We start from the raw sequence: 24,371 nt of genomic DNA, 5'->3' as shown, positions 1-24,371 counted from the left end.
GTTTGAGGGCGTGTGGGCCGGGGTAGGCGCGCCGTGCGGCGGAGCTCTGCCACATCTGCCCGCTGGTCGCAGCAAAAAATGCGAACGATTGCAGTCAAACCCACTCACACCTTGAGGGCACGACCCCACGCCCCCCGTCGAAGGAGCAAGCGTATGACCCAGCGAGGCCAGGACACCATCGAATGGCTGCAAGGCCAGTCCATGCTGCAAGCCGCCCGCGACCGCGCCCGGCTGTATGCAGGGCAGGCGCGCATGTGGCTGCACCCTTACGCCGAGGCCCGCGCCCGCGACGCCAGTGCCATCGCCTCGGTGTGGCTGACGGTGTACCCGGCCTCGATCATCGTCGAGGAGGGCGGTTCGGTGTTGCAGGCGCTGGCCCATGAGCAGCTGTGGCAGGCGCTGTCGGAGCTGGGTATCCAGGGCGTGCACACCGGGCCGTTGAAGCGCTCGGGCGGCATCACCCAGCGCGAGTTCACCCCCAGCGTGGACGGCAACTTCGACCGCATCAGCTTCGACATCGACCCGCGCTACGGCAGCGAGGCCGAGCTGGTGCACCTGAGCAAGGTGGCCTCGGCGCACAACGCGGTGACCATCGACGACTCGATCCCGGCGCACACCGGCAAGGGCGCCGATTTTCGCCTGGCCGAGATGGCCTACGGCGACTATCCCGGGCTGTACCACATGATCGAGATCCGCGAAGCCGACTGGGGCCTGCTGCCCGAGGTGCCGGCCGGGCGCGATGCGGCCAACCTCACGCCGGCCATGTGCGACGAGCTCAAGGCCCGCCACTACATCGTTGGCCAGTTGCAGCGGGTGATCTTCTTCGAACCCGGCATCAAGGAAACCGACTGGAGCGCCACGCCGCCGGTACTCGGGGTCGACGGCAAGCTGCGACGCTGGGTGTACCTGCACTACTTCAAGGAGGGCCAGCCATCGCTGAACTGGCTGGACCCAAGCTTTGCCGCGCAGCAACTGATCATCGGCGACGCCCTGCACGCCATCGACGTGCTCGGTGCCCGTGGCCTGCGTCTGGATGCCAATGGCTTTCTCGGCGTGGAGCGGCGCGCCGAAGGGCCGGCCTGGTCGGAGAGCCACCCGCTGTCGGTCACCGGCAACCAGCTGCTGGGCGGCATGATCCGCAAGGCCGGCGGTTTCAGCTTCCAGGAACTGAACCTGACCCTGGACGACATCGCCAACATGTCCCACGGCGGCGCCGACCTGTCCTACGACTTCGTCACGCGCCCGGCCTACCAGCACGCGCTGCTGACCGGCGACACCGAGTTTTTGCGCCTGATGCTGCACCAGATGCATGCGTTCAAGATCGACCCGGCCTCGTTGATCCATGCCCTGCAGAACCACGATGAACTGACCCTGGAGCTGGTGCATTTCTGGACCCTGCACGCCAACGACAGCTACCTGTACAAGGGCCAGACCTTCCCCGGCAACATCCTGCGCGAGCATATCCGCAGCGAGATGTACGAGGGCCTGGCGGGCGAGCACGCACCGTACAACCTCAAGTTCGTGACCAATGGCGTGTCGTGCACCACGGTCAGCATCATCACTGCCGCGCTGGGCATTCGCGACCTGGGCAGCATCGACGCCGAGCAACTGGCGCTGATCCAGAAGGTGCACCTGCTGCTGGCCATGTACAACGCCATGCAGCCGGGGGTGTTTGCGCTGTCGGGCTGGGACCTGGTCGGCGCCTTGCCGCTGGAGCCCGAGCAGGTGGAGGGGCTGATGGGTGACGGCGACACCCGCTGGATTCATCGCGGCGCCTATGACCTGGCCGACCTGGACGTGGAGGCGCAGCTCTCGGCCGAGGGCCTGCCGCGTGCGCGTTCGCTGTATGGCAGCCTGGCCAGCCAGTTGCAGCAGCCCGACAGTTTTGCCAGCAGCCTGAAACGCATGCTTGCTGTGCGCCAGGCCTATGCGATTGCGGCGAGCCGGCAGATCCTGATCCCCGAGGTGGCCAACCCGGCCTTGCTGCTGATGGTGCACGAGCTGCCGGCAGGCAAGGGCATCCAGATCACCGCACTCAACTTCGGTGCCGAGCCACTGAGCGAAACCCTGCATCTGCCAGATGTAAGCCCCGGCGCGGTGGTGGACATGATCAACGAACGGCTGGAGGGCGAGCTGAGCGAAGCGGGGGAGATGACCATCAATCTGGATGGCTATGAGGGCCTTTCGCTGCGCATCGTGAGCAGTGTGGCGACGCTGTAGGCGTTGGCATGCGGTAACGTTTTTACAGGCCCGGGGCTTCGTGTCTGACGGTTCCCCGGCCCCTTCGCTGGCAAGGCCAGCTCCTGCAAGGGGCGGCCACCGTCACCGCACTGCTGCCTGCCCCGTGACACACCCCGCCCACCTGATGGAAAATGCCCGACGCCTCTCCCCACCAAAAGGCTTCTGCATGGACAAGCTGGACCGGGCAATACTCGACCTTCTGCAAACCGACTGCACCCGTGCGGTGGGCGATATCGCCGAGCAGATCGGCCTGGGCACCACCGCCTGCTGGCGGCGCATCCAGAAGCTCGAAGAGGCCGGCATCATCCGCGGCCGCGTGGCCCTGCTCGACGGCAAGAAGCTCAATGTCGGCGTGGTGGTGTTCGTCTCGATCAAGACCACCCAGCACAACGCCGACTGGCTGGCCGGCTTTCATGCCGCCGTGGCCGGTATCGACGAAGTGCTGGAGGTGTACCGCATGGCCGGCGATACCGACTATCTGCTGCGCGTGGTGGTGCCGGACGTGGCCGCCTACGACGCGGTGTACAAGCAGTTGATCCGCATTCCGGGCCTGTCCGACATCAGCTCCAGCTTCTCCATGGAGCAGATCAAGTACTCCACCCGCCTGCCGCTGCGCTATGCGCCCTGAGCCGATCACGCTGCACCAGGCCGGCGCCGACGACAGGCAGGCTGCCGTAGCATTCGTGATGCAGGCCCGCGCCGCGCTGTTCCCCAAGCTCGCCGCCACCGGGATGCCGGCAGACCTGCAGCAGTTCGAACAGGTCTACCTGCACGGCGCGGGGCGTTTCCTGCTGGCCCGCTGCAATGGCCAGATCGTCGCGGCCATCGGCTACCTGCCTTACGACCACCGCTTCCGCCAGCTCGACTACCGTGGACAGAAGGTGGTGGAAGTGGTGCGCCTGTTCGTGTTGCCGGCCTATCGCCGCAGCGGGCTGGCCGGTGAGTTGTACCGCGCGTTGCGTGAGCTGGCGCTGCAGGACCAGGTGCAGGTGCTGTACCTGCACACCCATCCGTTTCTGCCAGGCGCCATTGGTTTCTGGCAAAAACATGGCTTCGAGATCATCGATGTGGAAGCCGACCCGGTGTGGCAGACCACCCACATGCAATGTCGCCTGCCCGCCGGCTGAACCTCAGAAGCGCCCGTTGAGCGGGTATTCCACCGCCAAACGGATCTGGTCGGCATCCAGCTCGGCCTGGGCAGTGTTGCCCCGGTGCACGTTGTGCCGCAGCGACACGGTGGTGCCCTTGGCCACGCCGCCCTGCACCACGTAGCGCGCCTCCAGGTCGCGCTCCCAGTGCTTGCCGCCTTCGCCGTAGCCCAGGTACGCATAGCCGCCACGCGGGTCGACGTGGCTGCCATCGATGCGGCTGCCGCGCACATACGCCGCACTCAGCACCAGCCCGGGCAGGCCCCACGGGGTCATCGCCAGGTCGTAGCGGGCCTGCCACGACTGCTCGTTGGGGGCGTTGAAGTCCGACAATTGCACGGCGTTGCTGATGAAGATCGCGCCACGGGTCACATAGTCGAACGGTGTGTCGCCATCGACCTTCTGGTAGCCCAGGCTGAAGCTGTGCGGGCCTTGTGCGTAGGTCGTCAGCAGGCTCCAGGTGGTGTTGTCGATCTGCCCGGACAACGCCTTGCCGGTGTCGGTGGTGCGGTACAGGTTGAGGTTGAAGGTGAGCGAGCGATTGGCGTCCAGTGCATGGCTGAAGGTGCCGCCCAGGTAGTGCTGGTTCCAGGTGTCGTCGTAGCGCGAGGTGTACAGGCTGGCGCTGAGGCTCGGGCTTGCACTGTAGACCACCCCGGCCAGGTCGAAGGCATCGCCCTTTGCTGCGTTGGAGTAGTTCACCACGAACCCCTGGTCATGGCTGCTGGCGTTGCGGTCGGTGCTCTCGGTGAAGTGCCCGCCTACCAGTTTCACCCCATCGAATTCGGTGCTGGTGACCAGCACCCCGGTGGCGGTTTCGGGCAGCAGGCGGCTGTCGGACGAGCTGAACACCGGGGTCTTGACCCGCTGTTCGCCATACGACAGCACGGTGGAGGAGGCCCGAAGCTTGACCGCCGCGCCGCCGCGGCTGAATTCGTTCTTGGGGTGGCCGTGGTTGTCCAGCCCCAGCAGGCGCGCCTTGCCGGCGCGTCCGCCGCCGCTGTCCAGTTGCACGCCGAGGTAGGCATGGGCATCCACGCCCACGCCGATCAGGCCCTGGGTGAAGCCCGACTGCAACGTGCCCATCAGGCCATAGGCCCATTCCTCGGCATAACCGTTGCGCTCGGCACGGGGCTTGTAGGCATTGCGTGCGCCGCTGTTGCGCGCGCCGTGGCGGTATCCGCGGTTGTCGTACACGCTGCGGTTGAGCAGGCTCCAGGTGCTGTCTTCGACCAGGCCGTTGGCCTGCTCCTGGGCCGATTCGGCCAGCACCAGGGGCGCCGGCCCGGCCAATGCCAGCAGCAGGGCCGAACGGGTGCGCAGTGCGATCATTGTGCGGCCTCGCGTTGCAGCAGGGCGGCAAGACGATCTGCTGCACGCCTGGGCAAGGTGCTCGGCAGGCTCGGTGGCGTGGCGGCGGGCTCACCGACCTGGATCAGCATCACCATGCCCATCGACAGGTGCGGGATGCACTGGATGCCGTACAGGCCCGGCACGTTGAAGGTCTGCTCGATTTGCTGGTTGATCCTGCCCTTGAACGCCTCGGCGCCTTCGGGCAGCAGGCCGGGCAGCGAGGCGGCATTGTGCCCGCTCTGGGTGGCGATGAACTTCACCGAATCGCCGGGGGCGATGCGCAGGTAGTCCGGCTCGTACACCATGCTGCCGGTCGCACCACGGTTGAGCATTTTCACTTCGTGCACCTCGGCCGATACCGAAGGGGCGAGCAGGGCGCTGGCGAGCAGCAGGGGCAAGGCGGCAAGGCGCATGGGCGGGCTATCCATTTCAGGTCAAGAGGAACGAACGCGCAGGATCTGCGCGCCGTCGAAGGGGTCGGTCAGGTAGTGCGCCTGCACCCCGAAGGTGGCCTGCAGGCGTTGCGGGGTCAGCACCTGCAACGGCGGGCCAACATCCACCAGGCGCCCGCGCTCGAGCACGGCCAGGCGATCGCAGGTGAGGGCCTGGTTGAGGTCGTGCAGGGCGATCAGGGTGGTCACCGGCAGCGCCTGAACCAGGCGCAGAATGCCCAGCTGGTGCTGGATGTCGAGGTGGTTGGTCGGCTCGTCGAGCAACAGCAGCTGCGGGCGTTGCGCCAGGGCCCGGGCGATGTGCACGCGCTGGCGCTCGCCACCGGAGAGGCTGCGCCAGCTGCGTGTTGCCAGGTGGGTGGCATCCACGTCGGCCAGGGCCTGCTGCACGATGGCGTGATCGTCTGCCGACCAGGGGCGCAACGCCGACAACCACGGCGTGCGGCCCAGGGCCACGGCATCGAACACGTTGATCGCATCGCTGGTGTCGGCCTGTTGCTCGACCACTGCCAACCGCCGCGCCACCTCGCGGCGTGGCAGCTGCCTGAGCGCGTTGCTGCCCAGCTGCACCTCGCCGCAGGTGGGCGTGCGCAGCCCGGCCAGCAGCTTGAGCAGGGTGGACTTGCCCGAGCCGTTGGGGCCGACGATACCCAGGGTCTCGCCACGGCGCACCTCAAGGTCGACCGCGTCCAGCAGCACGGCATCGCGCACCTTCAAACCCAGGCCGGTGCAGCGCAGTGCAGCTTCATCCAGCGGGTGGGTGACAGCGTTCATCGGGCGCTCCTGCGGCCAATCAGTATCAATGCGAACACCGGTGCGCCGACCAGCGCCGTGATCACCCCCACCGGAATCACCTGGCCCTTGATCAGGGTGCGCGAGAGCACGTCGGCGGCAATCAGGAACAGCGCGCCACCCAGCGCGCTGGCCGGCAGCAGGCGCGCATGGGGGGTACCGAACAGCAGCCGCATCGCATGCGGAATCACCAGCCCGACAAAGCCGATGGCGCCCACGATCGACACCATCACTGCCGTCACCAGCGCCGCGCAGCTGATCAGCAGCACCTGCACGCGGCGTACCGGGATGCCCAGCGAGGCAGCCGAGTCGCTGCCGAAGGTGAAGGCGTCCAGCGCCCGCCGATGCCACACGCACACCGCAAGGCCGGCCAGCGCCACCGGCACTGCCAGCCACACCGATGGCCAGCGCACGCCACTGAGGTTGCCCAGCAGCCAGAACAGGATGCCGCGCGCCTGCTCGGCACTGGCCGACCGGGTGATCAGAAAGGCGGTGAGCGCGTTGAACAGCTGCGAGCCGGCGATCCCGGCGAGGATGATCTGCCCCGTGCTGTTGGACGGCCCGCTGGCACGGGCCAGCAGCGCCACCAGCGCGAAGGCCGCGATGGCCCCGACGAAGGCGCCCAGCGACAGCGTGATCGCCCCCGCGCCCAGCCCCAGCAGCGCCACCAGCACCGCGCCGGTGGAGGCGCCGGCCGAGATGCCGAGCAGGTACGGGTCGGCCAGCGGGTTGCGCAGCAGCGACTGCAGTACCACCCCGCAGGTGGCCAGCCCCGCGCCGCAGGCGGCGGCCACTAGCGCACGGGTCAGGCGGTAGTTCCACACGATGCCTTCATCGATCGGGTCCAGCAGGTGCCCGGCGGCCCACAGCTTGTTGGCCAGCACCTGCAGCACCACCGAGGGGGCGATCGGCGTTTCGCCAATCGCTACCCCTGCCAGTATCGCCAGCAGCAGGGCCAGGCACGCGAGCAGGCCACGCACAACGCTGCCTGTCATGGCGCCAGGTCGAAGCCGTTGATGGCCGAGGCCAGGGTCTCCATGCCGCTGAACAGGCGCGTGCTGGCCTGCATGGCATGTGCATCGAGAATCACGATGCGGTTGTGTCTGACCGCGTCCATGTTGCGCGTGACCGGGTCGCTGCGCAGGAATTCGAGTTTCTTCTGGTAGTCATCGGCCGGGAAGCGACGACGGTCCATGCGCGCGATCACCAGGAAGGTGGGGTTGGCCTTGGCGATGGTTTCCCAGCCCACGGTCGGCCATTCCTCATCGGACTGCACCACGTTGCGCACGCCCAGGGTCTGCAGCATGTAGTCGGGGATACCCTTGCGCCCGGCCACGTACGGGTCGATGTCCAGGTCTGCGCTGGAGAACCAGAACAGGGCGCTGGTGTCCTTCAGATCCTTGCCCTTCACGGTGGCGGCAGCCTTGGCCAGGCGTGCCTTGAGCTCGCTGTTCAACCGCTCGCCACGCGCCTGCACGTCGAAGATCTCGGCCAGCTGGCTGATGCTGTTGTAGATGCTGTCGATGCGAAACGGCTCCAGGCGGGTGCCGTCGGCGCCGACCAGGTTGTCCTTGCCCTCGCAGTCGGACGGCATCAGGTAGGTGGGGATGTTCAGCTCATGGAACTGCTCGCGGGTGCCGACCACGCCCTGCGGGCCGACCATCCACTCCAGCTGCACCGCCACCAGTTGCGGGCGCTTGCCGATCACCGCCTCGAAGCTGGGGTCGTTGTCGGCCAGGCGCTCGACCTTGTCGTTCTGCACCTTGTACTGCGCCAGCACATCGTTGAACCACAGCGAGGTGCCGACCAGCCTGTCGCCCAGGCCCAGTGCGTAGAACATCTCGGTGCCGGCCTGGCCGATGGTCACGGCGCGGTCGGGCGCATGCTGGAAGGTCAGCGGCATGCCGCAGTTCTGCAGCGTGAGCGGGTAGTGGGTCGGGGCGGCCTGGGCCAGGGTTGACAGACCCAGGCCCGCGAGCAGGGTGACAAGGCGGGGCAACTGCATGATGCGATCTCCATTCGAACCGTACACGGGCAGGGGTGTACAACCTGGAAACACATCGACAGGCGCTGCCGCGAGGGCAGGGCAAGGCCGTTCGGCGCGCGGGGCGCTCGCGGCACAGATGTACTCCCCGGACACCCCGCCGGTTAGTGATTGTTGCTGTGCCGGCAGGTCTCCTGACTGGTGCGTCGTCACCTGGCTCCGGCCTTCCCGGGGGTCACCCAGTGGCATTTCAGGAGCAGGCTCGGCACTTACAGTTGCGGGGGCAGTTCCGTTTGACGCCATGCAGTGGCGTCTCGGATTCCCTATTGATTCCGTGTGGAAACCGGCGGGCGGCATGGTAGTCGATCACGCCGCCCGCAGGGAAACAAAACCCCGCCAGCCTCAGAGGTACTTGAGCCAGGCAATGTCGCGACGGCGGGCCTTGAACGCGGCAAACCAGCGCACCGGCGGGAACAGCGCCACGGCCAGCAGCACGGCGGTCAGCCACACCGCCCAGATACCATCGAAGCCGAAGTAATTGCCCTGGTTCAGGCCCAGCAGTGCAACGCAGGCCAGGTACGCCACTTTCAGCACATACAGGTGCAGCAGGTAGAAGAACATCGGTGCGGCGCCGAACACCGCCAGGGTGCTGATCCACCGGCGCTGCCCGGCGCGCTCCAGGCCCAGCAGCAACAGCAGGCCAGCCCCCAGGGTCAGGGCCAGGAACAGCAGCGAGGGCGGGTACTTGGTGATGTTGAAGAAGCTCATCAGGGTGTGCGCGGTGTCGGCCTGAACCGTCCATGGCGCCTCGCCGTAGCCGTTGAGCAGGCGCAGGGCGACAAAGCCGAGCAGGGTTGCCAGGCCTGCCAGCAGCAGACGGCGCTGGCGCGTGGCGGCCGGCATCGAGTGGGCGAACCAGGGGCCCAGGCCGTAGCCCAGCGCGATCACGCCGACCCACGGCAGCACCGGGTACGAGGTACGCAGGCGCAGGCTGTCGGAGAACTCGAGCCAGCCGCGGTCATGCAGGATCGCCCACGGCACGTGCAGCGCAGAGCCCTGCGCAAAGTGCAGGCCGTCGAGCAGGTTGTGACCGGCCACGATCGCGGCGCCCAGCACCAGCAACAGCGGGCGCGGCAACCACACCAGGGCCGCCAGGGCGATCATGCTGATGCCGATGGCCCAGATCACCTGCAGGTAGATCACGCTGGGTGGCAGCTGGAAGGTCCAGGCGATGTTCACCAGGGTGAACTCCAGCACCACCAGAAACAGCCCGCGCTTGAACAGAAAGGCCGACACATCGCCCCGGCCCTGGTGCTTCTGGCCATACAGCCAGGCCGACAGACCGGTCAGCAGCACGAACACCGGGGCGCACAGGTGGGCCAGCGTACGGCTGACGAACAGCGCAGGTTCGGTGCTGTCGATGGCCATCGGGTCGCTCACCTGGCGATGCAGGAAGAAGGTTTCGCGCACGTGGTCCAGCAGCATGAACAGGATCACCAGGCCCCTGAGGGCATCGATGGACAGCAGGCGTTGGCTCGGTTTGCTGGCGGCGGGGAGGGCAGTAGCGCTAGTCATTGAAAGGTCGCAGGCAGAGGGGGCGAATTGAATGGTTACTGTATAACATTTCTATTCGCTCGGTAAATCTTCCTTACAATCTTGACTGCCATGCTGCGACATCAGACCGCACCCATCTGGCGCTGCGCGCTGGAACCCGTCGACCCTGCGTGACAAAATGCCGCCTCGCAAAACCCTTGCACAAGGCTCCCGCTCTCGGGGCCGGCACCTTCCCAAAAGGATGGTTACATGAACGATTTACTGACCCGGCGCACGGTGATCGCCGGGCTCGGCCTGCTCGGCCTCGGTGCCCTGGCAGGTTGCAACAACTCCGGCGCGCTGGACTTCAAATACGGCAAGGACCTGAGCAACAAGATCCTCGGCCGCACCTTCAAGCTCAAGGATCCGCAAGGCAACGTGATGACCCTGTCGAGCTTCCAGGGCTCGATGCCGATGGTGTTCTTCGGCTTCACCCAATGCCCGGCGGTGTGCCCCACCACCCTGGCCCGCGCGGTGCAGATCAAGAAGCTGATGGGCCGCGACGCCGACTTCCTGCAGGTGGTGTTCATCAGCCTGGACCCCGAGCGCGACACCCCCGAAGTGCTGGACGCCTACGTCAAGGCCTTCGATCCCTCGTTCGTGGCGCTGTCCGGTACCCTGGAAGAGACGGCCGCAGTGGCCAAGGAATTCGGCGTGTTCTACGAGAAGGTGCCGGCCGGCGACACCTATACCATTTCCCACAGCTCGACCAGCTACGTGTTCGACTCGCGTGGCGTGCTGCGCCTTGGCCTCTCGCATTCCCTCAATGCCAGGGAATGCACCGAAGACCTGCTTACCGTAATGGAGGTTTGTTAATGCGTTCTCCCGTGAAACACGCGCTTGGCGCGATGGCGTTGCTGTCCCTGTTCGGTGCGGCGCTGCCCGCCGTTGCCCAGACCACCGTGGGCGAGCCCTGGGTGCGCGCCAGCGTGCCGCAGCAGCAGTCGACCGGTGCGTTCATGACCCTCACTGCCAGCACCGACAGCAAGCTGGTGGGCGTCGAGTCGCCGGTGGCCAAGACCGTGCAGGTGCACCAGATGCAGATGCACAACGACGTGATGAGCATGAGTGAAGTCAAGGCGCTGGACCTGCCCGCCGGCAAGCCGGTGGTGCTCGACACCAATGGCTACCACGTGATGCTGATGGGCCTGGTCAAGCAGGTGAAGGAAGGCGACACGGTGCCGTTGACCCTGATCGTCGAAGACGCCAAGGGCCAGAAGGAGTCGATCAAGGTCGACGCCCCGGTGCGTTCGCTGACCGCCACCGACGGTCACGGCGAGCACTCGATGCACGACCACAGCCACATGTAAGTACCCGCCGCGCCGGCCCTTGCGCCGGCGCAATCCGTTCCTGCCGGGTGGTTCGCCACCCAACGGTTTCAACTGGCCTGCGCCAGATAGTCCCGCAGCCGATCCTGCAGATACCACACACCTTCAGCGTGTTTCAGGTAATCGCTGATCGGCATCATCTGCCAGTACTGGCCTTCGTCGCCAAATTCGATGGCATCGATTTCCCCCTGCGTGATGTGCCCCACCAGAAACCAGGACTCCCAGCCGGGTCTGGCCAGGCTGGGGTAGTTGCGGCGCCATTCGATGCGTTCGGGGGGCAGGCGCAGGGCGAACTCTTCGTCCAGCTCGCGCAGCGCGCATTCCACCGGGGTCTCATCACCTTCGCGCCCCCCGCCGGCAAAGTCCCAGCAGCCGGGGAAGGGGATGGTGCTTTTCACGTCGCGCTTGTAGGTCAGCAGGTGGTCGTGGAACAGCAGGGCGAGTTTGGCACCGCAGAAGGGTTTGAGGGGCATGGAGACTGGCCTCTGGCAGGACGGGCGTTAGGCACCGGGCCGGTATTTATACGATGGTTCTGCAGGTTGCGCGGCATTTTTTGTGGTGTGGGCTGCCGGGCAGCTCCTGGTCACACAGGCATGCGCCGCCGACGGGTATAACTGAACCCGGGAATAAGGATATGCTGTTTCGAAATATTACAAATTGGTGAGGGCAGAATGCCGTTAAAGGACCTGTTGCTGGCGCTGGTGGTGATCGTCGCCTGGGGCCTGAATTTCGTGGTGATCAAGGTCGGCCTCGACGGCCTGCCGCCCATGCTGCTGGGTGGCCTGCGCTTCGTGCTGGTGCTGTTTCCGGCGATCTTCTTCATCAAGCGCCCGCAACTGCCGTGGCGCTGGTTGCTGGCCTACGGCACCACCATCTCGCTGGGCCAGTTCGCCTTTCTGTTCGAGGCCATGGGCAACGGCATGCCGCCGGGCCTGGCGTCGCTGGTGCTGCAGTCGCAGGCCTTCTTCACGCTGTTCTTTGCCGCGATGTTTCTCGGTGAGCGGCTGCGCGCCGCCAGCCTGCTGGGGCTGCTGGTGGCCGCCGGGGGCCTGGCGCTGATCGGCAGCGAGAACGGCAGCCACGTGCCATTTTTGGCGCTGGTGCTGACCCTGTGCGCCGCCGCATGCTGGGCCATGGGCAACATCATCACGCGCCGCTTCGGCAACATCGACCTGGTGGCGCTGGTGATCTGGGGCGCGCTGATTCCGCCGTTGCCATTCTTCGCCCTGTCGTGGTGGCTCGAAGGGCCGGCGCTGATCGAAAGCTCGCTGCGCGGCATCGGCCTGAACTCGATCCTGGCCCTGGCGTACCTGGCCTTCATCGCCACCATGCTCGGCTACAGCCTGTGGAGCGGCCTGCTGTCGCGCTACCCGGCGGGCAAGGTCGCACCGTTTTCGCTGCTGGTGCCAGTGGTGGGGCTGAGCTCCTCGGCGTTGCTGCTGGGTGAGCGCCTGAGTACCCTGCAATGCTGGGGTGGGGTGCTGGTGATGGTGGGGTTGCTGATCAATGTGTTCGGCTCGCGCCTGCGTCAACGCCTGCGGGCCGCGCTGAGCTGAGGCCCCAGGGCGGCGGTGGAACGTTCCGCCGCGCACGCCGCTCCAATTCCAGACCCTCGCCGACCAAGGTCCGACCATGAATTCACCTCGATCCACCACGCCCCATGCCGGCCCGGCCGGCATGGTCAAGGTGCGCGGCGCGCGCGAACACAACCTGAAGAACGTGGATGTGGACATCCCCCGCGATGCGCTGGTGGTGTTCACCGGCGTGTCCGGCTCGGGCAAGTCGTCGCTGGCGTTCTCGACCCTGTATGCCGAGGCCCAGCGCCGCTATTTCGAGTCGGTGGCGCCCTATGCGCGACGCCTGATCGACCAGGTCGGGGTGCCGGATGTGGACGCCATCGAAGGCCTGCCGCCGGCGGTGGCCCTGCAACAGCAGCGCGGCACCCCCAGCGCGCGCTCCTCGGTGGGCAGCGTGACCACGCTGTCGAGCCTGATCCGCATGCTCTATTCGCGCGCCGGCAGTTACCCGGACGGCCAGCCGATGCTGTATGCCGAGGACTTCTCGCCCAATACGCCCCAGGGCGCATGCCCCGAGTGCCACGGCCTGGGCCGGGTCTACGAGGTGGACGAGGCCTCGATGGTGCCCGACCCGTCGCTGACCATCCGCGAGCGTGCGGTGGCCTCGTGGCCGCTGGCGTGGCAGGGCCAGAACCAGCGCGACATCCTCGTGACCCTGGGCTATGACGTCGACATTCCGTGGCGCGACCTGCCCCAGGAGCAGCGCGACTGGATCCTGTTCACCGAAGAGACCCCCACCGTGCCGGTGTATGCCGGCATGACCCCGGCCCAGACCCGCGACGCCCTCAAGCGCAAGCTCGAACCCAGCTATCAAGGCACCTTCAGCGGCGCGCGGCGCTATGTGCTGCACACCTTCACCCATTCGCAGAGCGCGCTGATGCGCAAGCGCGTCAGCCAGTTCATGCGGGCCAGCGCCTGCCCGTTGTGCGCGGGCAAGCGGCTCAAGCGCGAGGCCCTGACCGTGACCTTCGCCGGGCTGGACATTGCCGAGCTGGCGCAGTTGCCCTTGCTGCAGCTGGCCGAGGTGCTCAAGCCGGTGGCCAGCGCCACCTATGTCGAGCATGGCGACGAGCAGGGTGCGGTGCTGACCCACGCGCAAACCCGTGACGCCCGCCAGCAGCGCGCGGCCAGGGGCGACAACGCCCATGCCGGCGGCCCGGACGTGCGCCACACACCCAACCTCTCGCTGGAAAAACGCCTGGCCGCGCAGCGCATCGCCCAGGACCTGCTCGAACGGGTGGCCACCCTGATCGACCTGGGCCTGGGTTACCTGGCCCTGGAGCGCAGCACGCCGACCCTGTCGTCGGGCGAGCTGCAGCGCCTGCGCCTGGCCACCCAGCTCAACTCGCAGCTGTTCGGCGTGATCTATGTACTGGACGAACCCTCGGCCGGCCTGCACCCGGCCGATGGCGAGGCGCTGTACGAGGCCCTGCTGCGCCTCAAGGCCGCGGGCAATTCGGTGTTCGTGGTCGAGCACGACCTGAACACCATGCGCCGCGCCGACTGGCTGGTGGACGTGGGCCCGGCGGCGGGCGAGCAGGGCGGCCAGGTGCTGTACAGCGGGCCCCCGGCCGGGTTGGCCGAGGTCGAGGCCTCGCAGACCCGCAACTATCTGTTCGGCGCCCAGGCCGCCGCGCCGCGCACCCCGCGTGAACCCGGCGGCTGGCTGCGCCTGGAGGGCGTGACGCGCAACAACCTGCACAACCTCGATGCGGCCTTCCCCCTTGGGTGCTTCACGGCCGTCACCGGGATTTCCGGCTCGGGCAAGTCCAGCCTGGTCAGCCAGGCGCTGCTGGAGCTGGTGGGCGCGCACCTGGGCCAGGCCACCGCGCCCAGCGAGCCCCAGGAGCAGAGCCTGGAGGATGACGTGGCGCAGGCCAGCGGCGGCCAGGTCACGGCGGGCCTGGAGCAGATCCGCCGGCTGGTGCAGGTGGACCAGAAGCCCATCGGCCGTACCCCGCGCTCGAACCTTGCGACCTACACCGGCCTGTTCGACCACGTGCGCAAACTGTTCGCCGCCACCGATGCGGCCCGCGAACAGGGCTTCGATGCCGGGCGCTTCTCGTTCAACGTGGCCAAGGGCCGTTGCGAAACCTGCGAAGGCGAAGGCTTTGTCAGCGTCGAGCTGCTGTTCATGCCCAGCGTCTACGCACCGTGCCCCACCTGCCATGGCGCCCGCTACAACCCGCAGACCCTGGCGGTCACCTGGCAGGGCCTGAACATCGCCCAGGTGCTGCAGCTGACGGTGACCCAGGCGCTGGCGGTGTTCGAGCAGCAGCCGGCGGTGCAGCGTGCCCTGGCGGTGCTGCACGAAATCGGGCTGGGCTACCTGCGCCTGGGCCAGCCGGCCACCGAGCTGTCGGGCGGTGAGGCGCAGCGCATCAAGCTGGCCACCGAACTGCAGCGCATGGCCCGCGGGGCCACCCTGTATGTGCTCGACGAACCCACCAACGGCCTGCATCCGCAGGATATCGACCGGCTGATGCTGCAGCTGGGGCGCCTGGTGGATGCCGGGCATACGGTGATCGTGGTGGAGCACGACATGCGCGTGGTGGCCCAGAGCGACTGGGTGATCGACATCGGCCCGGGGGCGGGGGACCAGGGCGGCACGCTGGTGGCCTGCGGCACGCCGCAGCAGGTGGCGGCCAGTGCCCACAGCCGTACCGCGCCGTTTCTGGCCCGGGCCCTGGGCTGAGGCGGCTCAGGCGTCGAGGCTGCGCCGAACCTTGTCCAGCAGTTCGTGGATCTGGAACGGCTTGGTGACGATGTCCATGCGCTCACCGAGAAAATGCTGCCGGTCGATGGCGTTCTCGGCGTAGCCGGTCATGAACAGCACCGGCAGGCTCGGGCGCAGCATGCGCGCGACATTGGCCAGCTCGCGCCCGTTCATGTGCGGCAGGCCCACGTCGCTGAGCAGCAGGGCGATGCTCGGGTCGGCATGCAGTTTCTGCAGGGCGCTTTCGACGTCCGGCGCCGGGGTGCAGCGGTAACCGGCATCGGTCAGCACCTCGCAGACGAAACTGCGCACCACCGACATGTCCTCGACCACCAGCACATGCTCGCCGGCGGTACTGATCACGGTGTCGGGTGTGGGTTCGGTGATGCTCAACAGCGGGCTCTGGCTGGCCGGCAGCATCAGCGTCACTTCGGTACCGCGCCCGCCGGTGCTGCGGATCTGCACGTCGCCGGCCGACTGGCGGGCGAAGCCGTAGATGGTCGACAGCCCCAGCCCGGTGCCCTGGCCGATGGGCTTGGTGGTGAAGAACGGGTCGAAGACCTTGCCGATCACCTCGGGGGCGATGCCGCTGCCGTCGTCGCGCACCGACAATGCCACGTAGGCGCCATCGGCCAGCTTGAGGTCGTCCTGGGTGTGCGCCGCGTAGGTGCTGATCCAGATGTTGCCACCCTGGGGCAGCGCGTCGCGCGCGTTGATCACCAGGTTGAGCACGGCGTTCTCCAGCTGGATCGGGTCTACCAGGGCCACGCTGAGGTGCTCGCTCAGGTTCAGGTGCAGGCTGATGTGTTCGCCGATGGTGCGTCGCAGCAGTTCCTCCAGCGAGCGGATGTGCTGGTTGATGTCGGCCGGGCGGGGGTCCAGCGGTTGCTGGCGGGCAAAGGCGAGCAGGCGGTGGGTCAGGGTGGCGGCCCCCATGGCGGCGCCCAGTGCAGCGTCGGCGTAGGACTGCACCTTGTCGACGCGGCCCTGCTCGATGCGTTTCTTGATCAGCTCCAGGCTGGTGATGATGCCGGTGAGCATGTTGTTGAAGTCATGGGCGATGCCGCCGGTAAGCTTGCCCAGTGCGTCCATCTTCTGCACCTGCAGCAACTGCGCCTCGGTGCGCGCGCGTTCGGCCACTTCCTGGGCCAGCAGGGTGGTCGCGCTGTCCAGTTCGGCGCGCTGGGTGCGTTCGCGGTGGCGCTGTTCGGTCACGTCCTCGACGAAGATCAGGCTCGACTCGCCGCTGCGGTAGGGCGACACCTGCCACTGGGTCTCGCGCAGCTGGCCGTTGACGCGCATGTGCAGCAGGCCCTTCCAGCGGTCCCGGGTGCCGAGCCTGCGCAGCAGTTCGTCGATCACCGGCTGCTGGTCGTCGGCAAAGCACTCGACCAGGGTGTCGGGGCTCAGGTTGTCCTGGATCAGCTGGGCGAACGCCTGGTTGCATTCGTGCACCTTGAGCCCGGTGCCCAGCAGCGCGATGGGCGCGGCGGTGCTGACGAAGATCTCGCGAAAGCGCGCCTCGCTCTCGCGCAGCGCCTGCTCGGTGTCGCGTACCCGCAGCAGCGTGCGCAGGGTGGCCAGCAACACCTCGGGGTCGACCGGGTGGATCAGGTAGGCGTCGGCCCCGGCGTCCAGCCCGGTGATGATGTCGCCGGTACCGATGGCGGCCGCCGATACGTGGATCACCGGCAGCAACGCGGTGGCCGGGGTGGCGCGCAGGATGCGCACGATATCGAAGCCGCTCATGTCCGGCAGGTGTACGTCCAGGATCAGCGCATCGTAGGTCTGGCTGGCAATCAGCTCCAGGCCCTCGCCACCGGTGCCGGCCTCGTCGATGCGGTAGCCATGGCATTCCAGGCGCCGGCGCAGGGCATAGCGGGTGACGATGTTGTCGTCGACGATCAGCAGGCGGATGTCAGGCTTCATCACCAGGCTCCTGGGCCAGCGCCAAGGGGATCACTACGTAGAAGGTCGAACCGACCCCGGGCGTACTCTCGACCCCGACCCGGCCACCCAGCAGCGCCGCGAAGCGCTTGCACAGCGACAGGCCCAGGCCGGTGCCGCGCAGGCGCTTCTGCAGCGGCGAGTCGATCTGTGCGAAGTCCTCGAACAGCGTATCGTGCAGCTCGCCCGGGATGCCGATGCCGGTGTCGTGCACCGCAAAGCGGATCTGGCCGTCGTCTTCCAGTTGCGACGATACCCGCACTTCGCCGCGGGCGGTGAATTTCAGCGCGTTGGAAATGAAGTTGCGCAGGATCTGCGCCAGCTTCTTGTCGTCGCTGTACAGGCGCGGCAGGCCCTGGGGCTCTTCGAAGATCAGGTCGACCGCCGAGGCATCGACGATCGGCCGGAACATGCCGCGCAGGGCCGCGAACAGGTCGAGCATGTCGAACCAGGCCGGCGAGATGGTGATGCGCCCGGCCTCGATCTTGGCCAGGTCGAGCAGGTCGTCGACCATGTCGCTCAGTTCGCGCGCCGAATTGCTGACGAAGGTCACCTGCTTGTGCTGCTCGGGGCTCAGCGGGCCGTCCAGCTCGTCGCTGAGCAGGCGGGCGATGCTCAGGATCGAACCCAGCGGCGTGCGAAACTCGTGGCTCATGTACGACAGGAAGCGGCTCTTGAGGTCCGAGGCCTGGCGCAGTTGCTCGGCCTGGATATCCAGCTCGGCATACAGGGCCAGCACGCCCTGGTTGGTTTCTTCGAGTTCGGCGCGCAGGGCGTCGCCCTCTTCACGCAGCCGCGCGATCAGCGCCTGCGCCTCGGTGTCGGCAAGGGTAGGGGAATCAGCCACTTAGGGTCTCCAGGGCAACAACCAGCACGGTGACATCATCGCGGCCTCGGCAGAAGTCGCGATGCAGCACGGCGGCGATCAGTGCCGGGTGCTGATGCATGAGGCCAGGATACTGCTGCAGGTCCCAGCGCGATTGCAGCCCGTCGCTGTAGAGCACCAGCAGGTTGGCTTGCACATCAGCATAGTCAAAGGGGCGCACGCGGCGGAATTGCCCGCCGACGATACCCGGGTGCGAGGCCAGGCCACGACTGCTACCGGGTGCGAGCAGGTGCGCGCCGATGTTGCCGACGCCGCTGAAACGCAGCGCGCCGTTGTCGTACTGGGCGAAGGCCGCGGCGCCGCCACGGGTGCCCTGCATGTTGACGTGCATCGCCTCGAGCACCTGCGCGGGGTCGGCGAACGGGGCCTGGGCAAAGGCCTGGGTGCCGGCGTGGGCGGCCCGTTCGGCGAGCTCGCCGTGGCCCAGCCCGTCGACCACCAGGGCACTGATGCGCTGGCCGTCGTAGGCCAGGTACCAGGCATCGCCACAGGCCGGGTCGTGATGCAGGCTGTGCTGGCTGGCGCCCCAGCGCAGGTCGCAGGCCGCGCTGCTGCGCGGGTACAGGCGCGCCAGCACGGCGGCGCCACGGCTGTCGGCGTACACATCGAACACATCGGCCAGGCGCTTGATCGCGCCCAAGCCGATGCCCTGGGTACCGCCGGTGGAGAACCCGTCGGCCAGGCAGTGGTGCAGGTCGAAGCCTGCACCACGGTCGATGGCGATCAGTTCCAGCCCGCTGTAGCCGCTGTTGGGCAGCACCCGCAGGTGCAGTTCACCGCGCCCGGCATGCTTGAGCAGGTTGCTCGCAAGCTCGGTGGCCAACAGCGCGGCGCGCCCGGCGTCGGTGGCATCGAAACCCTGCTGTTCGGCCAGGCGTTGCACGCAGCGCCGGGCATGACCGACCTGGCTCTCGTCTTCTATCGGCAGCACCTGGGTCAGGCTGCCCAGGATACTCAGGCCCATCGCAGAATCGTCACGCGCGTGCCGGCCCCGGGGGCGGTATCCAGTTCGAACTCGTCCACCAGGCGCTTTGCCCCGGTCAGGCCCAGGCCCAGGCCGCCGCCGCTGGTCCAGCCATCGGTCATGGCCAGCTTGATGTCGGGGATGCCCGGCCCTTCGTCGCGAAAGGTCAGGCGCAGGCCCTTGCGATGGTCCTTCTCGACCACCTGCCAGTCCATGTGGCCACCGCCGCCATACACCACGGCGTTGCGGGCCAGCTCGCTGACCGCCGTGACCAGCTTGGTCAGGTTGATCAGGCTCATGCCGCAGCCCTGGGCCAGGGTGCGCGCCAGTTGCCGTGCACGTACCACATCCTGCTCCAGCAGGATGGGCTGGGTGCCGCTTTGCTCGGCGCTCATTGCGGTGCAGCCGAGTTGTTGAGCAGGCGCATGCCGCGCTCGGCGTTGAGCGCGGTACGCACGCCGGGCAGGGTCAGGCCCAGTTCGACCAGGGTGATCGCCACGGCCGGCTGCATGCCCACCAGCACGGTCTGCGTGTCCATGATGCGCGACACCCCGGAGATGGTGCCGATCATGCGGCCAATGAAGGAGTCGACCATGTCCAGCGCCGAGATGTCGATCAGCACGCCCTTGGCCGAGGTCGCGCTGATGCGCTCGGACAGGTCGTCCTGCAGGGTCATGGCCAGCTGGTCATGCATGTCGACCTGGATGGTCACCAGCAGGAATTCGCCGATTTGCAGAATCGGGATGCGCTCCATGGCTTCAGCCCGCCTTGGCGACGGACAGGCCCAGGCGATGCAGGGCCAGCTTCAGGGCGTCGGCCAGGTTGGCCTTGGTCACCACGCCCTGCAGGTCCAGGCCCAGGTGCACGATGGTCTGGGCGATCTGCGGGCGTACACCGCTGATGATGCAGTCGGCGCCCATCAGGCGGATGGCGGTCACGGTCTTGAGCAGGTGCTGGGCCACCAGGGTATCGACGGTGGGCACACCGGTGATGTCGATGATGGCGATTTCAGAGCCGGTGTCGACGATGCGCTGCAGCAGCGATTCCATCACCACCTGGGTACGTTGCGAGTCCAGGGTGCCGATCATCGGCAGTGCCAGTACGCCGTCCCACAGCTTGACCACCGGGGTGGACAGCTCCAGCAGTTCTTCCTGCTGGCGCTTGATCACCGCCTCGCGGGATTTCTGGAAGGTGCGGATGGTGTGCAGGCCCAGGGCATCGAGCAGTTCGGACACCTGCAGCAGCTGGTTGGCCAGTTGCGCCGGCTGCTCGCTGTACTCGCGCTGCAGCAGGGCGAACAGCGGGCCCTTGAGGGAGAAGATGAAGGTGGCGGTCTGCTGCGAGTCCTGGCCGAGCAGGGCGCGGCTATGGGAGAGCTTTTCCAGGAACAGGCGCACCTCGTCCCAGGCACCGGCGTTGAGGTTGCTGGCATCGCCGTTCTGCAGGCCGGCGTGCAGCAGGTCGAGAAACTCTTCGGTCTGGCGCTTGAGGTCGTCGGCCTTGAGGTTGCGCGTGGCACCCGACGCGTCCAGCCCGGCCAGCCATTCGGCTACCAGGGAGGCCTGGTGGGTGCGGATGGCGGTGAGGGTGAAAGGTTGCAGTGCAGCCATTTGGACAAGCTCCTGAGCAGGGTAGGTAAGGCACATGCGCATCTGAGTGTGCAGGCCTGATTCTAGTTCGATATTGCCTTCATCAAATTTTTTGCAGGCCCTCAGCTCCCGCTGGCGGGGCGCGGTTGCAGCATCGGGTCGTAGGGGTTGAGCTGGCGCAGCGACTCGAGCAGGGCATTGGCTGTGTCCACCTGCCGGGCCTGTTGCAGATAATGCATCAAGGCCAGCCGAACATCACGGTTAAACGGTTGTTGTTGCAGGCTGCTCCACAGTTGTTGCATTGCCGGCTCGCGCTGCCCCTGATCGTGCAGGGCCACCGCCAGCACATACCCGTAGCCGGCGTTCTGCGGGGCCAGCTGCACGGCCTTGCGCAGCGCCACCAGCGCTTGGTCGCGACGGCCCTGGCGAATCAGGGCCAGGCCGTGGGCCTGCTGCAACAGCGCCGAGTCGGGGTGCTGGCGCAGGCTGTCTTCCAGCAGCGTGCGTGCTTCGTCCTGGCGGCCATGGCTGTCCAGCCACTGCACCAGGGCCACACGGGCCGGCAGGAAGTCGGCGTCGCGCAGCACCGCGCTGCGCAGGTACGGCTCGACCGCATCGGTGCGTCCGCTGGCCTGGTACAGCAGGGCCAGGTTGAGGTTGGCTTCGGCGCGTTCGAGCAGGCTCAGCTGCACGCTTTCGTATTCGCCCAGCGCCTGCTCGAACGCCGCCTGCGCCGCGCCCAGCCCGGCTGCCCGTGCCGGCAGCAGGGCGTAGGCGGCCGCGATGCGCACGGCCAGCACCGGGTCACGCAGCAAGGGGGCCAGCGGCATGCTTCGCTGTTGCGGGGGCAGCAGCGCGGCCAGGGCTTCCACCGCCGCGGCGCGTACCTGCGGTGCGCTGTCGCCCAGGGCGCTGCGCGCCGCCTGCAGGGTACGTTCGCTCGGGTAGTTGGGCAGTTCGGCGAGCAGGGTGGCGCGGCGGATCGCCGGCAGTTCGCTGTTGGCCAGTTGCGTCAGCAGCGCCTGGGCGGCACCGGGTTTGCCGCTGCGCAGCAGGTCCAGGCTGGCAGCGTAGGCCGGTGTGTCGGAGGGCCGGTCGGCGTACCACAGCGCGAACTGCTCGCTGACGCGCTGCCCGGCACTGCCCTTGTGACACCCCAGGCAGGCATCCGGCGTGCCCAGCGCCAGTGCCTGGGCCGGTGCCGGAATGCTGAAGCCGTGGTCGTGGCGATAGTCATTGACCATGTAGAACTTGCCGGGCATGTGGCAGCTGACGCACTGCGCCGCGGGGCTGCCGGGGGCATGGTGATGGTGCTCGGTGGCGGTATAGTCGCGGGCCTTGAGCCCGGCGCCGTCGACCCCGGCCACGCCGGTCTTGCCCGCAGGGTTGTGGCACTGCAGGCACACCCCGTCGCCCGGTGCCTTGAGCTGGGTGCTGTGGGGCTCGTGGCAATTGCTGCAGCGCACGCCCTTGGCGAACATCTTGCTCTGGGTGAAGGCGCCGTACTCGAACACCTCGTCCTTGATCTTGCCGTCCAGCTCATACAGCTCGCGGGTCAGGCGGCTGGGCAGGTAGTCGTCCATCAGGCGGCGCTCGTTGTGAAAGCCATCGCCCAGCGGCGCGCGGCGCGCATGGCAGCGGGCACAGGTTTCGACTTCGGCCAGGTTGCCACCCTCCACCAGGCTCTGCTGGAAGCCGGCATGGGCAACCTGCCTGGCCGGCTTTTGCGCCGCCCACGCCAGGTGCCCGGAGGCCGGGCCGTGGCACGCCTGGCACCCCACGCCCAGGCTGTTCCAGTGGCTGTCGAAGGTGGCGCTGGCAGCGTTGAAATTGCGCTTGAAGCCGGTGGTATGGCACTCCACGCACATGAAGTTGGCATTCTGCTGCGGCTTGCTCCAGTGCAGCGGGTTCTTGAAGTCCACGCCCTGGCCGGGGTACAGGTGAAACCACTGCTGCTGGCGCGTATCCCAGGCCACCCCGAGCGCCTGCAGGTGCCCGCCGCCGGTGTCGATTAGGTACTGCTGCAAAGGCTCGATGCCGAAGGCATAGGCCACCTCGAAATCCTGGGGCCGGCCGTCGGCGCCTGGGGTGTTGACCCAGAAGCGGTCGCCCTGGCGAAAGAAGCGCGTGGTCTCGCGGTCGCTCTTGAACTGCACGTCGGCGAAATTGCCCAGCACGGTCTGGGCGGTGGCCGGCTGCATCGCCAACTGGTGATGGGAACCTTGCCACTGGCGAACCTGTTCGCCATGGCAACCCTGGCAGGTGGCTTCGTCGACCAGCGCCGGGGCGGGGCTGCTTGGCGCTGGCGGGGCTGGTGGCGTGCTCTGCGCAGCCACCGGCAGGCGTGCCGGGGCACGGTCGAGGGCGAACCAGGTGCCCAGCAGGGCCAGCAGGACCGCCCCGGCCAGCACCGGCCAGAGCAGGCTGGTGCCGCGCACGGGGGGCTGTTGGGGCGGCGTAACGGCGCGCTTTTTCGACATGCAGACGTCCATGCTGTTGGGGTAAGGGGCGCTTCAATCAGGCGGCGCGCTTCACGGCATGCCCAGGAACCAACGGTAGTACGGGTTGCTGCCATCTTCTCGCATCACGCCCTGAACCTGTCGCGCCCAGGTGTCGCGCTGGCCGCGGTAGGCGCTCAGGCCCACCTGATAGAAGCGCTGCAGGCGCTGGCGCTGGTCGTTCAGGCGCAGGCTGGCCAGGGCATCGGCGCCTTCCAGCGGCACCGGGCTGCCCAGCGCCAGCAGGGCCGGCAACACCCGGGTGATCTCGTCGCTGCGCACCCAGGGGGCGTACTCGATACGTGGCTGGTCGTCGGTGACGGCGGGGGCCTGTGCGGCAAAGCGCTCCAGGCCGGCGCGGTCGGTGACCCAGGTGGCCAGCAGTGCGGCCGGCGAGTCCACGCCCACCTCGGCCAGGGTGCGTTGCACGTGGGGTTGCGCCAGGCGCGCGCTGATGCGCGGCAGGTCCAGGCGCACCGGCTGCAGCGAGCCGACCAGCAGCATTTCATGGAACTCGGTGGTCCACAGCGAGGCATGCGGGAACACGTCGATGAAGCTGCGCACCAGGGCACGGCTGTCGTCGATGTTCTGGGTGGGCAGCGGCAGCCACTGGGCGACCAGGCCCTGGGGGTTGAGGCGGCTGGCGGCCAGCTGGTAGAAGTCACGCGAGTACAGGTTGACCACGCCGGCTGCCGAAGGGGGCGGTGGCTCCAGGGTGATCAGGTCGTAGGGCTGCGGGCTGGCCAGCAGTTCACGGCGCCCGTCGCGCAGGCGGATGTCCAGGCGCGCATCGTCGGCGGCGTGGTAGTTGCCCTGGAACAGCGTCGAGGCGTGCACCACCGCCGGCAGCAGTTCGGCCACCACGCGTTGCTCCAGGCCCGGGTAGCGCAGCAGGGCGCCGGCGGTGATGCCGGTGCCCAGCCCGATCACCAGCGCCGAGCGCGGCTCGCCGTTGTGGATCAACAGCGGCAGCAGGGCCTGCAGGCGCATGTAGCGCAGCGACGGCATGGCATCGCCGGTGTTGGACACGCCCTGGATGTACAGGCGACGAAAGCTGCCCTGGGGCTTGTGCTGTTCGACCACGGCGACCGTGGCGCCACGGCCTTCCTGATAGAACACCAGCTCGCCGCTGCGCGCGCCGGGCAGCAGGTTGGCCAGGCGCTGAGGTGGGGTGAGCAGGGCGGTCAGGAGGCTGGCCAGGGCAATGGCGTAGAGGGCGATGAATCTGGGTTGACTGAGCGCGCCTGTTCGCTGGCAAGCCCGCTCCCACAGGGTTCGAGCAGATCCTGAGCCTGTACCTGCA

21 protein-coding genes, 1 pseudogene and 1 riboswitch are annotated in these 24,371 nt (G+C 67.5%); of the genes and pseudogenes, 7 read left to right on the top strand and 15 right to left on the bottom strand.

Translation table 11 applies throughout. The annotated features are described in order from the left end of the window. Positions 1 to 153: 153 nt before the first annotated feature. The 3 genes from treS to JZZ72_RS25100 all read left to right on the top strand — a co-directional run bounded on the left by treS (position 154) and on the right by JZZ72_RS25100 (position 3,368). Positions 154 to 2,220 carry a maltose alpha-D-glucosyltransferase gene (gene treS, locus JZZ72_RS25110; protein ID WP_043861177.1) on the top strand — a complete coding sequence of 689 codons (2,067 nt, stop codon included), beginning with the start codon at positions 154 to 156 and terminating at the stop codon, positions 2,218 to 2,220. Between the two features lie 187 nt (positions 2,221 to 2,407). Beyond that, positions 2,408 to 2,869 carry an Lrp/AsnC family transcriptional regulator gene (locus JZZ72_RS25105; protein WP_043861187.1) on the top strand — a complete coding sequence of 154 codons (462 nt, stop codon included), beginning with the start codon at positions 2,408 to 2,410 and terminating at the stop codon, positions 2,867 to 2,869. Then, positions 2,859 to 3,368: a GNAT family N-acetyltransferase gene (locus JZZ72_RS25100; RefSeq protein ID WP_043861188.1), complete on the top strand. Its 510-nt coding sequence runs from the start codon at positions 2,859 to 2,861 to the stop codon at positions 3,366 to 3,368. The genes JZZ72_RS25105 and JZZ72_RS25100 overlap by 11 nt, the downstream gene beginning before the upstream one ends. A 3-nt stretch (positions 3,369 to 3,371) precedes the next feature. Here the strand turns inward: JZZ72_RS25100 and JZZ72_RS25095 are convergent, their stop codons facing one another. From JZZ72_RS25095 to JZZ72_RS25070, 6 genes and pseudogenes are all read right to left on the bottom strand, one after another. After that, on the bottom strand, positions 3,372 to 4,721 hold the full coding sequence (locus tag JZZ72_RS25095) for an OprD family porin (protein WP_210015332.1): 1,350 nt from the start codon (positions 4,719 to 4,721) through the stop codon (positions 3,372 to 3,374). Next, on the bottom strand, positions 4,718 to 5,155 hold the full coding sequence (locus JZZ72_RS25090; RefSeq protein ID WP_058541265.1) for a pseudoazurin: 438 nt from the start codon (positions 5,153 to 5,155) through the stop codon (positions 4,718 to 4,720). Before JZZ72_RS25090 ends, JZZ72_RS25095 begins: the two co-directional genes overlap by 4 nt. Before the next feature lie 273 nt (positions 5,156 to 5,428). Then, positions 5,429 to 5,968, bottom strand: a pseudogene (locus JZZ72_RS25085) (ABC transporter ATP-binding protein); the annotation flags it as partial. Further along, entirely contained in the window at positions 5,965 to 6,981 is a 1,017-nt protein-coding gene (locus JZZ72_RS25080) for a FecCD family ABC transporter permease (protein WP_043861192.1), read from the bottom strand. The gene JZZ72_RS25080 and the pseudogene JZZ72_RS25085, both read right to left, overlap by 4 nt. Continuing rightward, complete coding sequence (locus JZZ72_RS25075; protein ID WP_043861193.1) at positions 6,978 to 7,991, bottom strand: ABC transporter substrate-binding protein; 1,014 nt, start codon at positions 7,989 to 7,991, stop codon at positions 6,978 to 6,980. Before JZZ72_RS25075 ends, JZZ72_RS25080 begins: the two co-directional genes overlap by 4 nt. Before the next feature lie 146 nt (positions 7,992 to 8,137). After that, positions 8,138 to 8,332: riboswitch (cobalamin riboswitch) on the bottom strand. Positions 8,333 to 8,372: 40 nt separating this feature from the next. After that, positions 8,373 to 9,545 carry a DUF1624 domain-containing protein gene (locus JZZ72_RS25070; RefSeq protein WP_054915149.1) on the bottom strand — a complete coding sequence of 391 codons (1,173 nt, stop codon included), beginning with the start codon at positions 9,543 to 9,545 and terminating at the stop codon, positions 8,373 to 8,375. Between the two features lie 228 nt (positions 9,546 to 9,773). Here JZZ72_RS25070 and JZZ72_RS25065 point away from each other — a divergent pair, with 228 nt between their 5' ends. Together JZZ72_RS25065 and JZZ72_RS25060 are read left to right on the top strand one after the other, a co-directional pair. Beyond that, positions 9,774 to 10,379, top strand: a complete 606-nt coding sequence (locus JZZ72_RS25065) for an SCO family protein (protein ID WP_054915148.1) — start codon at positions 9,774 to 9,776, stop codon at positions 10,377 to 10,379. Further along, entirely contained in the window at positions 10,379 to 10,873 is a 495-nt protein-coding gene (locus JZZ72_RS25060) for a copper chaperone PCu(A)C (RefSeq protein ID WP_043861196.1), read from the top strand. Before JZZ72_RS25065 ends, JZZ72_RS25060 begins: the two co-directional genes overlap by 1 nt. Before the next feature lie 68 nt (positions 10,874 to 10,941). Here the strand turns inward: JZZ72_RS25060 and JZZ72_RS25055 are convergent, their stop codons facing one another. Continuing rightward, the gene (locus tag JZZ72_RS25055) at positions 10,942 to 11,364 is read right to left on the bottom strand and encodes an NUDIX hydrolase (protein WP_043861197.1); all 423 of its coding nucleotides are present in this window, start codon (positions 11,362 to 11,364) and stop codon (positions 10,942 to 10,944) included. Between the two features lie 198 nt (positions 11,365 to 11,562). On the opposite strand from JZZ72_RS25055, the gene JZZ72_RS25050 reads away from it, so the two are divergent. Then, entirely contained in the window at positions 11,563 to 12,447 is an 885-nt protein-coding gene (locus JZZ72_RS25050) for an EamA family transporter (RefSeq protein WP_054915147.1), read from the top strand. A 76-nt stretch (positions 12,448 to 12,523) separates the two neighbouring features. Continuing rightward, the gene (locus JZZ72_RS25045; RefSeq protein ID WP_210015330.1) at positions 12,524 to 15,163 is read left to right on the top strand and encodes an excinuclease ABC subunit UvrA; all 2,640 of its coding nucleotides are present in this window, start codon (positions 12,524 to 12,526) and stop codon (positions 15,161 to 15,163) included. 6 nt (positions 15,164 to 15,169) lie between these two features. On the opposite strand, the gene JZZ72_RS25040 is transcribed toward JZZ72_RS25045, so the two are convergent. The 8 genes from JZZ72_RS25040 to JZZ72_RS25005 all read right to left on the bottom strand — a co-directional run. Then, positions 15,170 to 17,113 (bottom strand): response regulator, encoded by a 1,944-nt coding sequence (locus JZZ72_RS25040; protein WP_210015329.1) that lies wholly within the window; start codon positions 17,111 to 17,113, stop codon positions 15,170 to 15,172. After that, entirely contained in the window at positions 17,103 to 17,978 is an 876-nt protein-coding gene (locus JZZ72_RS25035) for a sensor histidine kinase (protein ID WP_043861201.1), read from the bottom strand. Before JZZ72_RS25035 ends, JZZ72_RS25040 begins: the two co-directional genes overlap by 11 nt. Then, complete coding sequence (locus tag JZZ72_RS25030; RefSeq protein WP_210015328.1) at positions 17,971 to 18,981, bottom strand: ATP-binding protein; 1,011 nt, start codon at positions 18,979 to 18,981, stop codon at positions 17,971 to 17,973. The genes JZZ72_RS25035 and JZZ72_RS25030 overlap by 8 nt, the downstream gene beginning before the upstream one ends. Further along, the gene (locus JZZ72_RS25025; RefSeq protein ID WP_043861202.1) at positions 18,972 to 19,376 is read right to left on the bottom strand and encodes an anti-sigma regulatory factor; all 405 of its coding nucleotides are present in this window, start codon (positions 19,374 to 19,376) and stop codon (positions 18,972 to 18,974) included. Before JZZ72_RS25025 ends, JZZ72_RS25030 begins: the two co-directional genes overlap by 10 nt. Continuing rightward, positions 19,373 to 19,735: an STAS domain-containing protein gene (locus JZZ72_RS25020; RefSeq protein ID WP_043861203.1), complete on the bottom strand. Its 363-nt coding sequence runs from the start codon at positions 19,733 to 19,735 to the stop codon at positions 19,373 to 19,375. Before JZZ72_RS25020 ends, JZZ72_RS25025 begins: the two co-directional genes overlap by 4 nt. 4 nt (positions 19,736 to 19,739) lie before the next feature. Beyond that, on the bottom strand, positions 19,740 to 20,591 hold the full coding sequence (locus JZZ72_RS25015; protein WP_210015327.1) for an STAS domain-containing protein: 852 nt from the start codon (positions 20,589 to 20,591) through the stop codon (positions 19,740 to 19,742). Positions 20,592 to 20,692: 101 nt separating this feature from the next. Continuing rightward, positions 20,693 to 23,050: a cytochrome c3 family protein gene (locus JZZ72_RS25010; RefSeq protein ID WP_102063833.1), complete on the bottom strand. Its 2,358-nt coding sequence runs from the start codon at positions 23,048 to 23,050 to the stop codon at positions 20,693 to 20,695. 51 nt (positions 23,051 to 23,101) lie between these two features. Beyond that, the coding region (locus tag JZZ72_RS25005; RefSeq protein ID WP_408004357.1) for a spermidine synthase at positions 23,102 to 24,371 on the bottom strand (1,270 nt) is incomplete at its 5' end.

It is taken from the genome of Pseudomonas palmensis (assembly GCF_017848315.1).
GTDB classification, from domain to species: Bacteria; Pseudomonadota; Gammaproteobacteria; order Pseudomonadales; family Pseudomonadaceae; genus Aquipseudomonas; species Aquipseudomonas palmensis.
Note: the sequence above shows the minus strand (reverse complement) of the source record. Positions and strands in the feature narration are given on the sequence as shown.

Coding starts and splice junctions, on each gene's coding strand:
- JZZ72_RS25045 (WP_210015330.1), top strand. CDS start 12,524: ATGAATTCACCTCGATCCACCACGCCCCATGCCGGCCCGGCCGGCATG.
- JZZ72_RS25090 (WP_058541265.1), bottom strand. CDS start 5,155: ATGCGCCTTGCCGCCTTGCCCCTGCTGCTCGCCAGCGCCCTGCTCGCC.
- JZZ72_RS25095 (WP_210015332.1), bottom strand. CDS start 4,721: ATGATCGCACTGCGCACCCGTTCGGCCCTGCTGCTGGCATTGGCCGGG.
- JZZ72_RS25050 (WP_054915147.1), top strand. CDS start 11,563: ATGCCGTTAAAGGACCTGTTGCTGGCGCTGGTGGTGATCGTCGCCTGG.
- JZZ72_RS25015 (WP_210015327.1), bottom strand. CDS start 20,591: ATGGCTGCACTGCAACCTTTCACCCTCACCGCCATCCGCACCCACCAG.
- JZZ72_RS25065 (WP_054915148.1), top strand. CDS start 9,774: ATGAACGATTTACTGACCCGGCGCACGGTGATCGCCGGGCTCGGCCTG.
- JZZ72_RS25030 (WP_210015328.1), bottom strand. CDS start 18,981: ATGGGCCTGAGTATCCTGGGCAGCCTGACCCAGGTGCTGCCGATAGAA.
- JZZ72_RS25070 (WP_054915149.1), bottom strand. CDS start 9,545: ATGACTAGCGCTACTGCCCTCCCCGCCGCCAGCAAACCGAGCCAACGC.
- JZZ72_RS25010 (WP_102063833.1), bottom strand. CDS start 23,050: ATGTCGAAAAAGCGCGCCGTTACGCCGCCCCAACAGCCCCCCGTGCGC.
- JZZ72_RS25055 (WP_043861197.1), bottom strand. CDS start 11,364: ATGCCCCTCAAACCCTTCTGCGGTGCCAAACTCGCCCTGCTGTTCCAC.
- JZZ72_RS25105 (WP_043861187.1), top strand. CDS start 2,408: ATGGACAAGCTGGACCGGGCAATACTCGACCTTCTGCAAACCGACTGC.
- JZZ72_RS25075 (WP_043861193.1), bottom strand. CDS start 7,991: ATGCAGTTGCCCCGCCTTGTCACCCTGCTCGCGGGCCTGGGTCTGTCA.
- JZZ72_RS25080 (WP_043861192.1), bottom strand. CDS start 6,981: ATGACAGGCAGCGTTGTGCGTGGCCTGCTCGCGTGCCTGGCCCTGCTG.
- treS (WP_043861177.1), top strand. CDS start 154: ATGACCCAGCGAGGCCAGGACACCATCGAATGGCTGCAAGGCCAGTCC.
- JZZ72_RS25025 (WP_043861202.1), bottom strand. CDS start 19,376: ATGAGCGCCGAGCAAAGCGGCACCCAGCCCATCCTGCTGGAGCAGGAT.
- JZZ72_RS25100 (WP_043861188.1), top strand. CDS start 2,859: ATGCGCCCTGAGCCGATCACGCTGCACCAGGCCGGCGCCGACGACAGG.
- JZZ72_RS25060 (WP_043861196.1), top strand. CDS start 10,379: ATGCGTTCTCCCGTGAAACACGCGCTTGGCGCGATGGCGTTGCTGTCC.
- JZZ72_RS25020 (WP_043861203.1), bottom strand. CDS start 19,735: ATGGAGCGCATCCCGATTCTGCAAATCGGCGAATTCCTGCTGGTGACC.
- JZZ72_RS25040 (WP_210015329.1), bottom strand. CDS start 17,113: ATGAAGCCTGACATCCGCCTGCTGATCGTCGACGACAACATCGTCACC.